Here is a 14,965-nt window from a genome sequence, read left to right as displayed (position 1 = left end):
AAGTGTCATTTCTATTGGTGAGAAATTGTGACTTCTCTATCCGTGAAGAACAAACGATGTGGGACTAAGTTTTCGGACTTCGCACCTCACGTAGAACTCACCCGTTTTTTTAATAACATCGGGCGTGATTTGCAAAATCCTCCCACTGCCCTAGGGTATGGATAATGGTTGGGAACGCACATTCGGGGGAAACAGCGTGGCGATTAATAAGATGCAAGCTGATAAGGTCAGCCTGGTTCATATGCTGGCCTTTATCGGTCCCTGCGTGCCCTTTGCCGCCCTGGGGCTACCGCTCGTCGCCACCCTGCCGGAATATTACGGCACCCAGCTTCAGCTCGGCACCGTGGTCGGCCTTGTGTTCGCTGTTGTTCGCCTGTTTGATATTCTAGTCGATCCGATCCTGGGCCACGGGATGGATCGCACCCGCACAAAACTCGGCCGCTTCAAACTGTGGATGCTGATCTGCCTGCCGATTCTGTTCGTCAGCACGGGCTTTATCTTTCTGGCGCAAAAGGGCGTCGGCCCCGTCTATCTCGGCCTGTGGCTGTTCGTGCTCTATGTCGGCTTTTCCATAGCGGCCCTAAGCCAGGCCAGCTGGGGCACGGTCCTTTCCACCGATTACAATGAACGCTCGCGCATCTTCGCCTGGTGGCAGGTCGGCAATATCATCGGTATACTGGCGGCCGCCGTCATTCCGGTGGCTCTGCAGTGGATGGGACACAGCTACGCACTCGGGGTCCAGGTCATGGGCGGCTTTATCATGCTGACCCTGCCCATCAGTATCGCCATTGCCCTGTGGATCGTGCCGGAAAAGGTATCCGATACCCAGACGCACGACCTGAAGCTCAGCCATTATTTCGATATGTGGAAGCGCCCCAATGTGCGGGCCATCCTTTACGCCGATCTCTTCATGGGGCTGGCGCCCGGCGTGATGGCCGCCCTCTTCTTCTATTTCTTCGAAGAGACCAAGGGCCTGACACGCATGGAAAGCAATATCGCCATGCTGCTCTATTTCGTCGCCGGCATCGTCGGGGCACCGATCTGGACCATCGCCTCGAAGCGCTTCAGCAAGCACAAGACCCTGATCGTCTCGTCCCTGATCTTCGCCGTGCTCTATGGCGCCATGTATTTCGCGCCGAAAGACCAGTTTCCGATCTGCGCCGCCATGACCTTCGCCAACGGCATCCCCTATGCCGCCTCGCTGCTGCTGACCCGCGCCCTGATGGCCGATATCGGTGACGAGGTCATGCTGGAAACCGGTCACGACCACAAGGGCACGTTGATGGCCATTCTTTCGGCCACCACCAAGATCGGTTACGCCCTTTCGGCCCTGACCATCACCCTGTTGGGCGCCCTACACTTCAATGTAAAATCACCCAAGGACAGCCCGGCGGATGCCTTGATGTGGGTGGAAATCTTCTTTATCGGTCTGCCGGTCATTTTCCTGATCCTTGGCGCCGTATCGATGTGGCGCTACAACCTGACACCCGAACGCCACGCCGCGATCATGGCGCAACTGAAAGCAAAGGACATCTTGTGACCAAAGGTATCGAAGGCCTGCTGGACGTCATGCGTCGGCTGCGTGATCCGCAGACCGGCTGCCCGTGGGACAAGGAACAGACCTTCGCGACCATTGCGCCTTATACGATCGAGGAATCCTACGAGGTGGCAGACGCCATCCAGCGCAATGATGTGCGCGATCTGAAAGAAGAGCTGGGCGACCTGCTGTTCCAGGTCGTCTTCCATGCCCGAATCGCCGAGGAGATGGGGCTGTTCAATTTCGATGACGTGGCCGCCGGCATGAGTGAAAAGCTCATCCGTCGCCACCCCCACGTCTTCGGTGACGCCGGTGATCGCACACCCGACGAGCAGAACGAAGCCTGGGAAGTGACCAAGGCCGCGGAGCGCAAGGCCAAAGCAAAACATGGACTGCTCGATGATGTGCCGGTCGGCCTGCCTGCTCTCACCCGCGCCGCCAAACTGACCAAGCGTGCGGCCCGCGTCGGTTTCGACTGGCCAAGCGTCCACGAAGTGCTCGACAAGCTCGATGAAGAGACGCTGGAATTGAAGGCCGAGGTCGCGAAAGGCGATGTTCAGAAATCGCACGAGGAACTGGGCGATATCCTGTTCGTTCTGGCCAATCTGGCGCGCAAGCTTGATGTGGAACCTGAAAATGCCCTGCGCATGACCAATGCCAAGTTTGTCCGTCGTTTTGAGGTCATCGAGGCTGAATTGGCCAAGATCGGCAAGACGCCGGATCAGTCGGATCTCGCCGAAATGGATGCCCTGTGGAATGCCGCCAAGCTGGCCGAGCGTGAAAATTCCTGAAACCTTCAGCGGGAAGCCCCAGATAAGGCAATTGCCCAAACGGCTGCGCAATACGCTGCTGAGCGTGCTGTTCTGCGGCGGCCTGTTCGTAGCGTATTACCAGTTGACTGATCAGACGCCGATCCCGCCGGATACACACATCACTTACGCGCGGCAGGATCATTTCCGACTGGATATCGATGCCAAAGGACAGATCAGCCTTACGGATAAATCCGGCATCTATCACTACAAAATCTCGGCCTTCGCGCTGCGCCGCATCCTGCGCGCCTTCCACCGTTCCCAATGGTTCGATCGCGATATCCTGGCCTATGGCAATGCCCGTTCACAATGTCTGCTGGGCCTGACCGAAGATCATCATAAGGCCGTCATTCAGCATGATTGCGAAACACAAGTATCTGAAATTACCGTTCCACTTCAGTCGCTTGATGTGTCCACTCGCTTTCGGAAAGTGCTTTCTGGCGACAAGACGGCCCTGCGAGACTATAGCGTTGCTCACGATGCCAATGCATCACTTTTAAAATAAAATCGAATATTCAAGAGTTTGCGCTCCCTACTTAAGGTGCAGGCGAATATGGTCTTGGTTTCAATCCACAAGTCATTTTGAACGCCCCTTGCGAATCGTAGCATTCGCGCGCATCACTTGCGAATTGCCCGTGAATTATGGTGCCGCGTATGAAAAAGCCTGCCAAAGCGCCTCCGGCCAAAGGCGTCCGGAAAGCCGCCCAGAAAACGGCCAAACCTGCCAGCAAGGCCGCGCCCCAGAAGACGCATCGTTCGCTTTGCCCGATCAACCTGACTCTGGAAGCCGTGGGCGACCGCTGGTCCATGCTGATCGTACGCGATCTGATGTTACGCGGCCATAGCAGCTACCAGGGCTTTCTGCGCGCCGAAGAGAAGATCGCCACCAATATCCTGGCCGATCGTCTGGTGAAGCTGGAGCAGAACGGCCTGATCACCAAGGTCGCCGATCCGGCCGACAAGCGCAAATTCATCTACGCCCTGACCGAACGTGGCGCCGATCTCGCGCCCATCCTGGTCGAACTGGCGCTGTATGGCCTGAAATATGAGCCCATGGCCAATATGGCCAAGGAGGTCATCCTGGACATGCAGAAGAACAAGCAGATATTCGCGCAGCGCCTGACGCGTAACTTCACGCCAAAGGCCAAGGAAAAGCCGGTCAAGAAGAAGGAAGATCCGGTCGAGGAAACCCTCAGCCTGTTCTGATCTGTAGCCCGAGCCCTACTCCATAGCCGCCAGTTGATCGTGCTCCATCTCTTCCTGCGACAGTTTCTTTTTCGGCGCAGCGATCAGGAACAGCAGCGGCATGGCCAGCAGAGTCAGGATCATCATCAGCCAGAAATTATCGATATAGGCGATCATGCTTGCCTGACGCGTCACTTCCGCATTGATGGCCGCCAGTCCACTGGCCGTCTTGGCGTAGGCGCTGTCCATAAAGGCAGCATTGGAGACATTCATCGTGGCCGCAATGGATTCGTGTGCCGTCTGGGTGTTGGAGACCTGGAAGGCCTGAACCATGGCGATGCCGATGGAGGAACCGATATTGCGCACCAGACTATAGATCGAGGTGCCGTCGGGCCGCAGATCGCCCGCCAGGGTCGCGAAGGTGGCGGCGCTGAGCGGCACGAAGACCAGCCCCAGGCCAAAACCCTGAATAATCCCCGGAATGATGATCGCACTCTTCGAGGTGTCGACCGTGTAGGTGCACATCATGGCCAGCGTCGCCGCCGTCAGGCCAAAACCGACCCCCAGAATCAGGCGCAGGTCGACCTTCCCCACCATGCGCCCGACAATCATCATGGCCAGCATGGTACCCAGTCCGCTGGGCGCCGTAATCACACCGGCATAAAGGGCGGTATAGCCCATCAGACCTTGCAACATAGAGGGCATAAGGGCGCGTGTGGCGAACAGCACCATGCCGACGACAAAGATAAACAGCAGCCCCGTCAGAAAGTTGCGGTTCATCAGCAACCGGTAGTTAAAGAAGGTCGTCCCCGCCGGTTTGGTAGCCGTATGGATGATAAAGAAACCGAGGCTGACAAAGCAGATGGCCGCCTCGATCAGGGTCTCGCTTGATGAGAACCAGTCATTCTGCTGCCCGCGGTCGAGCAGCATTTGCAGCGACCCGATCCCCAGGCTGAGGGCCGTAAAGCCGAAGACGTCGAAACGGATGCTGCGTTTGGCGAACTGGTGCGGAATATATTTCAGGATGCCGAAAAAGGCCGCGGCACCGATGGGCACATTGATGAAGAAACACCAGCGCCAGTCATAGGCATCGGTCAGCCAGCCACCGAGCGTAGGCCCAAGAATGGGGCCGACCATCACGCCCATGCCCCAGACCGCCATGGCCGATCCGTGCTTTTCCTTCGGGTTGATGTCGAGCAGGGTCGATTGCGACAGTGGCACAAGAGCGGCACCAAAGACGCCTTGCAGCAGACGCGCCCCGACGATTTCGGTCAAACTGCCGGCGAGACCGCACAGGATAGAGGCGATGGTAAAGCCGGCGATGGAGACGAGAAAGACCTGTTTCTGGCCGAAACGATCCGACATCCAGCCGGTCAGCGGCGTGGCGATGGCTGTGGCGACGATAAACGAGGTCAGCACCCAGGTGATCTGATCGGAAGAGGCATTGAGGCTGCCCTGCATGTGCGGCAGGGCGACATTGGCGATGGTCCCGTCGATGGCCTGGATAATGGTGGCCAGCATGATCGAGACGGTGATCATCGGGCGATTGAGCGGCGCAGATGACTCAGTTGAAACGGACGCACTACTCATCAGGAATTCTCTATAAGTTTTTGCAAATCTTCTAAAATTTCGGTGGCGACCACCATTTTTGTCGCGTCCAGGCCGCTCAGAATATCGCGGCGCATGTCATCGGCGCGCGCCTTGACCTGAGCATAGATCGCCTCGCCCTCCACAGTCAGCACCAGATGCTTGACCCGGCGGTCTGTCTCGGAAGTGACGCGGCGCACCAGCCCGGTCTTTTCCAGCCGGTCTATGGTCGAGACCATGGTGGCCGCCTCGACCTGCACCAGTGCCGCCAGTTCGCTCTGCGAAATCGGACCACTGGCCTTGGCGATATAGGCAATGCTCAGCCAGCCGGCCTGTGAGATCCCCAGATCCTTAAGGCGCCGGTCAAGCGCCAGCCGCCACATGCGCGCGGCATTATGCAGGGCATAGGAAAAACGTTCGTATTCAGCGGACATGGTGAGGTGGCTAATAGTTAGATATCTAACCATCTACGCCTCGCAAAGGATTCACGCAATAGCTGCAGTAAAGATTTTTTGCAGGTTTGTTATGAACGAAACTAGGTTCGTGCGATCATCTTCTCATATCGGCCGTAAGCCTGGTCGCTCAGCCGAACGTGCAGATGCACGCGGCCTTCTTCGTCCTCATGGCGGTCCAATACGCGGCCATGCTGGTAGAGGAAGGCGATGACATCGCCCTGATGCGGCTCCAGCACGATATCCAGTTCCTCGCCTTCGGCATCGACCAGCAGGGCCACCTGGTTTAGCAGGGCCGGCACGCCCTCCCCGGTCACCGCCGAAACCATCAGCGGCTTGTTGCTAGCGCGGTCGGTAATGGCCCGGGCGTAGAGGATATCCCGCATCTCCTCATCCAGCAGGTCGATCTTGTTCCATACCTCGACCATGCGAGACCGGTCGAGATCGGGCAGGATCTGGCCCATGACCTGCTCGACATCGGCCTTCTGCGCCTCGGTTTCCGGGTTGGAGACATCGCGGACATGCAGGATCAGGTCGGCCTGCTCCACTTCTTCGAGCGTCGCCCGGAAGGCGGCCACCAGTTCGTGCGGCAGGTCGGAAATGAACCCGACCGTATCGCTGAGAATCGCCGAGCGGCCATTGGGCAGTTTCAGTGAGCGCAGAGTGGTATCCAGGGTCGCGAACAGCAGGTCCTTGGCGAAAACCTCTGATTTGGTGAGATTATTGAACAGGGTCGACTTGCCGGCATTGGTATAGCCGACCAGAGCCACAATCGGATAGGGCACCTTCTTGCGCTGGCTGCGATGCAGGCCGCGTGTGCGCCGCACCTCTTCCAGCTCGGACTTCAGCTGCTTGATCTTGTCGGCGATCATGCGACGGTCGAGTTCGATCTGGGTTTCGCCGGGACCGCCGGTCGTGCCGGTAGCGCGCTGGCGTTCGAGGTGGGTCCAGGTCCGCACCAGGCGCGAACGCTCATATTCCAGCCGTGCCAGCTCGACCTGGAGCTTGCCTTCCCCCGTACGCGCGCGACGGCCGAAAATTTCCAGGATCAGGCCGGTGCGATCCACCACCTTGACGCCCAGTTCCTTTTCCAGATTGCGTTGCTGGATCGGCGTCAGTCCACCATTTACCACACACAAGGAAGCCTCAACTTCCTCACACAAGGCTTTGATTTCAAAAACCTTCCCCTGCCCAAACAGTGTGGCGGGATTGATCTTGCGCACGCGCACGCTGACTGCTCCCACGATCGCCAGATCGAGGGCCAGGGCGAGGCCGGTCGCCTCTTCGAGGCGTGATTCCTCATAGCGGCGCGCGGCGGGGGCTTCCGCGCCGCGCACGTGAATATCGATGTCGGGATCGACAACGACCGCGCGCACGATATCGGGCGCGTGATCTACATATTTATCACTCAAAGACGGTGTCCGGGATTACGGATTTAGTCGTCAAGATCGTCTTCTTGCTCGTACAGCTGGACCGGCGCGGCCGGCATGATGGTCGAGATCGCGTGCTTGTACACCAGTTGCGATTGGCCATCGCGGCGCAGCAGGACGCAGAAATTATCGAACCAGCTGACGATGCCCTGGAGCTTGACGCCATTGATCAGGAAGATGGTCAGGGGGGTTTTTGTTTTGCGGACACTGTTGAGGAAGGTGTCTTGCAGGTTTTGTTTCTTATCGTGGGACATTGTCGGCCCTTCTTGTTTCAAATTTGAGGGACACAATACCCCTCACACAGACAATAAGTCTCTATTTATGCAAAGATTCCAGGTCTTTTCAACCTTGCGGGAATAAAAAATCTTCAGACTCCGGCCGAGGCGCGGGCGCGTTCGATATAGACTTCCCTTAAGGCACAAGCGATTGGGCCGGGTTTGCCGTCACCAATGAGAGTGTCGTTAATTGCGACAATCGGCATGACCAGGCTGGTGGCGGCCGTGACGAATACCTCGGTAGCGGCCAGGGCTTCCTCCAGCGTAAAGGCGCCTTCGGACAGGGTGATTCCGCTCTCCCTGATCAGCGGCAGCAGGTTGAGCCGCGTGACGCCGGCCAGGATATTGGCCTCCAGACTACGGGTTCTGATCTCACCTTCCTTAGTGACGATATAGACGTTGGTCGAGCCTCCCTCAGTGATGTAGCCGTCGTGGTCGACGAAGATGACTTCCGTCGCGCCTTTCGCCTTCGCCTGCTGCTTGGCCAGCACATTGGGCAGCAATCCGACCGTCTTGATATCGCAGCGGCCCCAGCGGATATCCGGCGCCGTGATGGCCTTTATCCCGGCCGCGGCCTTGATCTCGGCGGCGGCGCGATCCACCGGTTTGGCGGTGATGACGATCGATGGCAAGGTGTCTACCGGGAAGACGTGATCGCGCGGCGCCACGCCCCGGCTTATCTGCAGATAGACCAGGCCTTCGCGGATGCGGTTGCGGCGGATGACTTCGTTCAGCACCACCAGAAGCGAGGTGCGCGGCATCGGCATCGCGATCTGCAGTTCCGACAAAGACCTCTCAAGCCGGTCCAAGTGTCCGCTCAGATCGGCAAGTCGCCCGTCGAACACCGACCATACCTCATAGACCGCATCGGCAAACTGGTAGCCGCGGTCCTCGATTGAGACCGCGGCCTCGCTGGTGCGTTCATAGGCGCCGTTGACATAGGCAATTCTGGGCATGGGTCACTCTCGCATAACGGAACCGTCTCCATAGACCGCGCCGTTTCGCTCCGCATCCAAAATCACGCCGCCAACCTAAATTTCATCCTCGTCCCCACGGATGTGGGCCAGGCCGAGGCTCTTCAGCTTGCGGTGTAGGGCCGAACGCTCCATGCCAATAAAATTGGCCGTGCGCGAGATATTGCCGCCGAAGCGGACGATCTGCGATGACAGGTATTCGCGTTCGAAGACTTCCCGCGCCTCGCGTAACGGCAGGGCAATGATGCGCTCCGGCCGGATGGCGCCGGCCGTGGCCGATTCGACCACTTCCGAAGGCAGCATGTGGGCGGTGATCGGATCGTTCGGATTGCCGGTGGCCAGGATCAGCAGGCGCTCGATATTGTTGCGCAACTGACGGACATTGCCCGGCCATTCATGCACCTGCAGGGTCGCCATGGCGTCCTCGCTCAGGGTGCGTCTCGGCAACCCTTGCGCCGCGCTGATACGGTCGATGAAATACTGCACCAGTTCGGCGATATCGCCGCGGCGCTCGCTCAGGCCAGGCACGCGCACCGGCACCACGTTCAGGCGGTGGAACAGGTCTTCGCGGAAACGCCCGGCGGTGATTTCGGACGACAGATCCTTCGAGGTAGAGGAAATCACCCGCACATCGACCTGCACGTCCTGCGCCCCGCCAACGCGGGTGAAGCGCTGCTCGACCAGCACCCGCAGGATGCGGCTCTGGCTTTCCGGCGGCATGTCGGCCACCTCGTCAAGGAAGAGGGTGCCGCCGTGGGCGCGTTCGAACACGCCGATCTTGCGCGGTCGGCCGCCATCGCCCTCTTCGCCGAACAGCTCGACATCGAGCCGTTCCGGCGTCATGCCGGCGGCGGAGATCGGCACGAACTCGCACTTGGCGCGCGGGCTGATCTCGTGGATCATTCGCGCCACCAGCTCCTTGCCGGAGCCGGCCGGACCGGAAATCATGATGCGTGAATTGGCCGGCGCCACCTTGGCGATGGTCGACCGCAGCAATTGCGCCGCCGCGGAATTTCCGATCAGTCCGTCCGGCACGACGGCTTGGCTGCGCAGGCGCTTGTTTTCTCGGCGCAGACTGGTCAGTTCAAGCGCTCTCTGAACAACCATGATCAGGCGCTCGGTTTTAAAGGGTTTTTCAATAAAATCGAAAGCCCCTTTCTTGATCGCGGTCACGGCGGTTTCGATATTGCCGTGGCCCGAAATCATGATGGCCGGAATATCCGGATCCAGTTCGTGGATGACGCTGAGCAGTTCCAGGCCATCCAGCCCCCCGCCCTGCATCCAGATATCGAGGACGCACAGGCTGGGCTTTCGCGCCTTTATGGCACGCAGGGCGGCGTTGGAATCCGGCGCGGTCCGCACCGAATAGCCCTCGTCTTCCAGGATACCCGCGATCAACTCGCGGATATCCGCTTCATCATCCACAACCAGAATATCGACGCCAGAGGAGACTTTCATCAGATTTTCACCGTTAGATTTTTACCGATTCTTGGCCAATTACCTGCGGGCTTTTCGGCCCGCCTTCCGAACTTTCAGACGCCGAAGCCGGGGCTTGCGCCGTCTGGGTGCGCGGCAGCCGAAGCACCGCCTTCGCACCGCTGAGATGGACCGCGTCGCTGAGATAGAATTCACCGCCATGGTCTTCGAGTATACGCTTCACAATCGCCAGGCCGAGGCCCGTTCCCTTTTCACGAGTCGTCACATAGGGCTCGGTCAGCCGGTCGCGATCTTTTTCCGGCAGGCCGATCCCGTCGTCCTCGACCTCGATCACCAGTTCGCCGTCCACCTGGGACATCTCGACCTGAAGGTGGCCGACAATACCGTCGCGTCCCTCAACCTGCTCCGTGCCATGGTCGCGCATCAGGCGGGAGGTGATGGCTTCGCCACCGTTCTTCAGCACATTACCCAGGGCCTGACTCAGCAGGCGGCCGTCACAGATCACGGTCAGCTCCGGCAAGGGCTCGACAATGACGATCTGGATATCGGGCCGTGCCACGCGCTGGGCGAAGACGGCGGCGCGCACCATCTCGGCGGCGTCCTCCTCGGCGAAATTCGGGGCCGGCATGCGAGCGAAGGAGGAGAACTCGTCGACCATCCGGCCGATATCGCCGACCTGGCGGACAATCGTATCGGTCAGGCGGTCGAAGGTATCGACATCGGTCTCGATCTGCGGGCGGTACTTGCGGCGAATGCGTTCGGCAGACAACTGGATCGGCGTCAGCGGGTTCTTGATCTCGTGGGCGATGCGCCGCGCGACATCCTTCCAGGCGGCATTGCGTTGGGCGGCGATCAGACGGGTGATGTCATCGAAGGTCAGGACTGCGCCGCCGGTCTCCAGGCCGGAGATGCGCACGCGCACGCGCCGGGTCTCGCCCTTGCGCACCAGATCGACCTCCTGCTCCTCGACGCGATGCAACGACACCTTGTCGAGAAGTTCTGTGATTTCAGGCGCCAGTTCGCGAATCTTCATCCCCATGGCCTCATCCGAAGGGACGCTGAGGAAGTGGGCGGCGTGGCGATTGATGGCCGAGACATGCTCCAGCACGTCGAGGCCGATGATGCCGGCGCTGATTTCCGACAACACCGTCTCAATGAAGCGCCGGCGGCTTTCCGCCTCCTCGCCTGCCGATTTTAGCGCCGCCTGCTGGCTTTGCAGGTCTGAGGTCATGCGGTTGAAGGCGCGCGACAGTACGGCGATATCTTCCGACTGGTTGATAGTCAGGACGCGTGCGCTGAGATCGCCGCCGGCCACCTTGTCCGAGGCCTGGACCAGCCGCGCTACGGGTACGGCAATGCTTTCCGCCGCCGAGGTGCCGCCCCAGATGGCGCCGATCAGCACCAGCAGCACGGCTTCGAGATAGGCCATAAAGAAGATACCCTGGGCGCGAATCTTCTTATTGGTCGTTTCGCGGTAATCGTTGATCGCCTGATTGGCCGTCTGGATCTTGGCGTAGATGCCGGTCGGTAAGGGCTTGATGCCGTAAAGCATGGCACCGTTATAATCATCCAACGAATATAGCAGGCGAATGGCGTCCGGATTGCCATAGGGATAGGCCTTTGGCCCGGTGGCTGCCACATCCTCGATGGTATCGCTGGGCGGCGCCATATAGACCGGGGCCTGGGGCGATTCCGCCCGGGCCAGAATCTGCCCGTTGCGGTCGATGATGTAGATGGCGCTCAGCTCGGCCTTTTCCTCGTTGAGGATCTTGTTCAGCCCCAACGAAAAGGCCAGCCGGTCAGGGAAAAGTGCACGGCCTTCGGGGCTTTCGACGCGCTGCTTCACGGCCTGCATGGCGGCATTTGAGGTGCGCATGGCCTCGGTCAGATAAACGCCGGCCAGGTCATAGCCGTTTTCCACCGAGGTCTGCACCCGGTCGGAAAACCAGGTATCGATCCCCCGGTTCAGGAAGGTGAACGACAGGGCCACGATGATGGCGGGGGTCACAGCGGCCAGTGAGAACAGGAAGACAAAGCGCAGGTGCAGGCGCGCACCGGCATCCGCGCCGCGACTGCGCGCGATATTGATGACCCGGCGGAGCACGAAGAAAACCAGCCCCAGAAGCAGGGCCAGGTTCAGAGATACCAGGATCAGCAGGTAATCGGCAGTATTGCCGACAGGCCCCTTGATAGTCAGGCCGGTGCCCGGCGTGGCGACGATCAGCCAGACGATAAAGGCCGTAGTGAGGATTGAGGCGCCATAGGCCGCGCCCAGGGCAAGCTTCTGCACGCCCGCGGTGCGGAGCGTTTTCAGACTGCGCAGGAAAATGGGCAGCCATCGCCGTCTTGCCGATGCGTCCTTCAAACCGGGTTTCGCCTTAAATCCAAGAGAGTGACATTTGCGCACTACTGTGTCCAAATATCAACAGCAATGTTGCAAATATCACGATTTTTTGGGGTTAACCTAACCGGCCATCAGCAGGCGAATATCGCGTTCGATCTGAGCGGGATCGTCCATCCGGCACAGGCGGGCCTTGTCCTGGCGGCGTACCAGCGGGTCCGCATTGTGCGTCGAAGCCTCGATATAGGCGCCAAGGTGCTTCTTGAACATGCGCAGGCCGAGACTATCGCTATAAAAAGCCAGCGAGGCTTGCATATGCTCGATAAGCCAGTTTGCCCGGTCTTCCAGGGCGATTTCCGGCAAGGGCTGGTTATCGTTCAGCGCCTGGTCTAGGTCGCGGGCGAACCACGGGCGGCCATAGATGCCGCGCCCGATCATGACGCCATCGGCGCTGGATTGCGCCAGCGCTGCCTGTGCTGTTTCGAGATCTATGATGTCTCCATTGACGATTACCGGAATATTCACAGCCTGTTTGACCAGCGAAACGGCACCCCAGTCGGCTTCACCCTTGTAAAACTGCTGACGGGTCCGGCCATGGACGGTTAGGGCGGCGATACCCAGTCTTTCGGCGCGCACCGCCAGTTCGGCGGCATTATGATCGTCCCAGCCAAGCCGCATCTTGACGGTGACCGGGCGCGACGTTGCCTGCAGTGCGGCCGCCATGATACGTTCGGCCTGGTCGAGATCGCGCATCAGGGCCGAGCCGCACAGCACGCCGGTGACCTCCTTGGCCGGGCAGCCGAAATTGAGATCGACGATGTGCGCGCCCGACTCTTCCGCCAGCTGCGCACCGCGGGCGATATGGACCGGATCGCGCCCCACCAGTTGCACGATCTTCAGGCCGTCGTGCTCGCCCAGCTGCGCCTTGCGCACGATATCCGGCCGGCCGCGTTCCATGTCCGCGCAGGCCACCATCTCGGTGGCCGTATAGGGCGCGCCGAGCTTGTTGGCCATATAGCGGAACGGCAGGTCTGATACGCCGGTCATGGGTGCGATCAGCACCCGGCCCGGTACGGTCACATCGCCGATTTGTAGAACTTTTGCGGTCATGCGGCCCTCATACACAATTCATCCCCCTTGCGCTACTTTGGTTTCAGGCTAAACAGGCCGGATGACATTCAATGCCATCATCGTCGCCGGCGGGTCCGGCAGCCGCTCCGGCGGCAAAAAGCAATGGATGCCGCTGGGCGGCCGCCCGGTGCTGGACTGGTCGGTGACGGCCTTTGAAGCGGCGGGCGCCGCCCGGATCGTCGTTGTCGTCCCGGCGGAAGATTTCGAGCAGGCGCATCTCGCCTTTGGCGATCGCGTCCGCATCGTTGTTGGGGGCGCGCAGCGCGCCGATTCCGTGGTCAACGGCCTGAAAGCGCTGGGTGCCGCCGGTAATGAGATCGTTCTAATCCACGATGCCGCTCGCCCGCTGCTGAAACCGCATCATATCAAGGCTCTGCTTAAGGAACTTGAGACAAAACCCGCCGCCATCCTGGCCCTGCCGGTGACCGATTCCCTGAAGCGTGGCGACCATGGCCGCATTGTCGAGGCGCCCGCGCGTGACAATCTGTGGCGCGCACAGACACCCCAGGCCTTCCGTCTGGGCGACATTCTGAAGGCCTACGAACGCTGGCCCTCCGGCCAGAGTCCGACCGATGAAGCTAGCGTGGCAACGCATTCCGGTATCAATGTCACCCTGGTCGAGGGTGATATGAGCTTGCATAAGCTGACCTATCCGGCCGATTTCGCCCTGCTGGACGCCTTAATTTCCGGAGATAAAAGCTTGAAACAAATAAGAATTGGCCAAGGGTTCGATGCCCACCGCTGGGGAGAGGGGCAAAGCGTCTGGCTGTGCGGGATCGAGATCGTTCATGACCAGACCCTGATCGGCCACAGCGACGCCGATGCCGGACTTCATGCCCTCACCGACGCCCTGCTCGGCGCCGCCGGTCTGGGCGATATCGGCGATCATTTCCCGCCAACCGATCCGCAATGGAAGGGCGCCTCGTCCGATCAATTCCTGAAACACGCCGCCGATCTGATCCGTCAGAAAGGCGGCGAGATCGTCAATGTCGACGTGACCCTGATCTGCGAGCGCCCGAAGATCAAGCCGCACCGTGAGGCGATGCGCCAGCGCATTGCCGAGATTATCGCTGTCACGGTCGATCGCGTCAGCGTCAAGGCTACCACGACCGAGCAGATGGGCTTTACCGGTCGCGGCGAAGGCCTGGCGGCACAGGCCATCGCGTCCATCGAAATCTGACGCTTTTCCAACGGCTTCCGGTGGATTGAGAATTCAGGCAAACCCATTGAAATTCTATGGTATTTATTGCGAAGCATTCTCACTGCCTCAGCCTATTGAAAAGCTATTTTTCCCCGAATATATGACGAAGGTACGCATCTTCCTCCCTTACCCAGATTAGAGGTATTCCCATGGCCTTCGAACTTCCCGCCCTGCCCTATCCCGCCGATGCCCTTGAGCCGCATATGTCGGCCAATACCTTCAGCTATCACCACGCCAAGCACCACAAGGCCTATGTCGACAATCTCAACAAGCTGATCGAAGGCACCGAATTTGCCGGCCTGTCGCTGGTCGAGATCGTCAAAGCCTCCGAAGGCAAGAATCCCGGCGTGTTCAACAATTCCGCCCAGGTCTGGAACCACACCTTCTTCTGGTCATCCATGAAGCCCAATGGCGGCGGCAAGCCGACCGGCACCTTGGCGGCCAAGATCGATGCCGATTTCGGTTCGTTCGATGCTTTCGTCGAGCAGTTCAAGACCGCCGGCGCCACCCAGTTCGGTTCCGGTTGGGCCTGGCTGGTTCTGGGCAGCGACGGCAAGCTGAAGGTCGTCAAGACCGGCAATGCCGAAACCCCGTTCACCAAGGGTG

Annotated in this window: 14 protein-coding genes; 6 read left to right on the top strand and 8 right to left on the bottom strand. The window is 59.6% G+C overall.

What is annotated here, in order from left to right; translation table 11 throughout:
* Positions 1-211 precede the first annotated feature (211 nt).
* The 4 genes from QM647_RS19240 (at position 212) to QM647_RS19225 (ending at position 3,552) form a co-directional block, all read left to right on the top strand.
* On the top strand, positions 212-1,540 hold the full coding sequence (locus tag QM647_RS19240) for an MFS transporter (protein ID WP_414997180.1): 1,329 nt from the start codon (positions 212-214) through the stop codon (positions 1,538-1,540).
* Positions 1,537-2,328, top strand: coding sequence for a nucleoside triphosphate pyrophosphohydrolase (gene mazG, locus QM647_RS19235; protein WP_414997179.1), 792 nt, complete (start codon positions 1,537-1,539; stop codon positions 2,326-2,328). Before QM647_RS19240 ends, mazG begins: the two co-directional genes overlap by 4 nt.
* Positions 2,315-2,851: a hypothetical protein gene (locus tag QM647_RS19230; RefSeq protein WP_414997178.1), complete on the top strand. Its 537-nt coding sequence runs from the start codon at positions 2,315-2,317 to the stop codon at positions 2,849-2,851. Before mazG ends, QM647_RS19230 begins: the two co-directional genes overlap by 14 nt.
* A gap of 149 nt (positions 2,852-3,000) precedes the next feature.
* Positions 3,001-3,552, top strand: coding sequence for a winged helix-turn-helix transcriptional regulator (locus QM647_RS19225; protein WP_414997177.1), 552 nt, complete (start codon positions 3,001-3,003; stop codon positions 3,550-3,552).
* Positions 3,553-3,567: 15 nt separating this feature from the next.
* Here QM647_RS19225 and QM647_RS19220 read toward each other — a convergent pair whose 3' ends face one another.
* The 8 genes from QM647_RS19220 to QM647_RS19185 all read right to left on the bottom strand — a co-directional run bounded on the left by QM647_RS19220 (position 3,568) and on the right by QM647_RS19185 (position 13,137).
* Positions 3,568-5,121 carry a DHA2 family efflux MFS transporter permease subunit gene (locus QM647_RS19220; protein WP_414997176.1) on the bottom strand — a complete coding sequence of 518 codons (1,554 nt, stop codon included), beginning with the start codon at positions 5,119-5,121 and terminating at the stop codon, positions 3,568-3,570.
* A complete protein-coding gene (locus QM647_RS19215; protein WP_414997175.1) occupies positions 5,121-5,552 on the bottom strand; it encodes a MarR family winged helix-turn-helix transcriptional regulator in 432 nt (143 codons plus the stop codon). Before QM647_RS19215 ends, QM647_RS19220 begins: the two co-directional genes overlap by 1 nt.
* A 101-nt stretch (positions 5,553-5,653) precedes the next feature.
* Positions 5,654-6,982, bottom strand: coding sequence for a GTPase HflX (gene hflX, locus QM647_RS19210; RefSeq protein WP_414997174.1), 1,329 nt, complete (start codon positions 6,980-6,982; stop codon positions 5,654-5,656).
* Between the two features lie 23 nt (positions 6,983-7,005).
* Positions 7,006-7,254, bottom strand: a complete 249-nt coding sequence (hfq, locus tag QM647_RS19205; RefSeq protein WP_414997173.1) for an RNA chaperone Hfq — start codon at positions 7,252-7,254, stop codon at positions 7,006-7,008.
* A gap of 113 nt (positions 7,255-7,367) precedes the next feature.
* On the bottom strand, positions 7,368-8,231 hold the full coding sequence (locus tag QM647_RS19200; RefSeq protein ID WP_414997172.1) for a D-amino-acid transaminase: 864 nt from the start codon (positions 8,229-8,231) through the stop codon (positions 7,368-7,370).
* Positions 8,232-8,306: 75 nt separating this feature from the next.
* Positions 8,307-9,707 (bottom strand): sigma-54-dependent transcriptional regulator, encoded by a 1,401-nt coding sequence (locus QM647_RS19195; RefSeq protein WP_414997171.1) that lies wholly within the window; start codon positions 9,705-9,707, stop codon positions 8,307-8,309.
* 13 nt (positions 9,708-9,720) lie between these two features.
* Positions 9,721-11,976, bottom strand: a complete 2,256-nt coding sequence (locus QM647_RS19190; protein ID WP_414997170.1) for an ATP-binding protein — start codon at positions 11,974-11,976, stop codon at positions 9,721-9,723.
* A gap of 174 nt (positions 11,977-12,150) precedes the next feature.
* Positions 12,151-13,137, bottom strand: coding sequence for a tRNA dihydrouridine synthase (locus tag QM647_RS19185; RefSeq protein ID WP_414997169.1), 987 nt, complete (start codon positions 13,135-13,137; stop codon positions 12,151-12,153).
* Positions 13,138-13,198: 61 nt separating this feature from the next.
* Between QM647_RS19185 and QM647_RS19180 the strand changes: the two genes are divergently transcribed.
* Complete coding sequence (locus QM647_RS19180) at positions 13,199-14,338, top strand: bifunctional 2-C-methyl-D-erythritol 4-phosphate cytidylyltransferase/2-C-methyl-D-erythritol 2,4-cyclodiphosphate synthase (RefSeq protein WP_414997168.1); 1,140 nt, start codon at positions 13,199-13,201, stop codon at positions 14,336-14,338.
* Positions 14,339-14,508: 170 nt separating this feature from the next.
* The coding region (locus QM647_RS19175) for a superoxide dismutase (RefSeq protein ID WP_414997167.1) at positions 14,509-14,965 on the top strand (457 nt) is incomplete at its 3' end.

Source organism: Asticcacaulis sp., assembly GCF_047605585.1.
In the GTDB taxonomy this organism is placed as follows: Bacteria; Pseudomonadota; Alphaproteobacteria; order Caulobacterales; family Caulobacteraceae; genus Asticcacaulis.
Note: the sequence above shows the minus strand (reverse complement) of the source record. Positions and strands in the feature narration are given on the sequence as shown.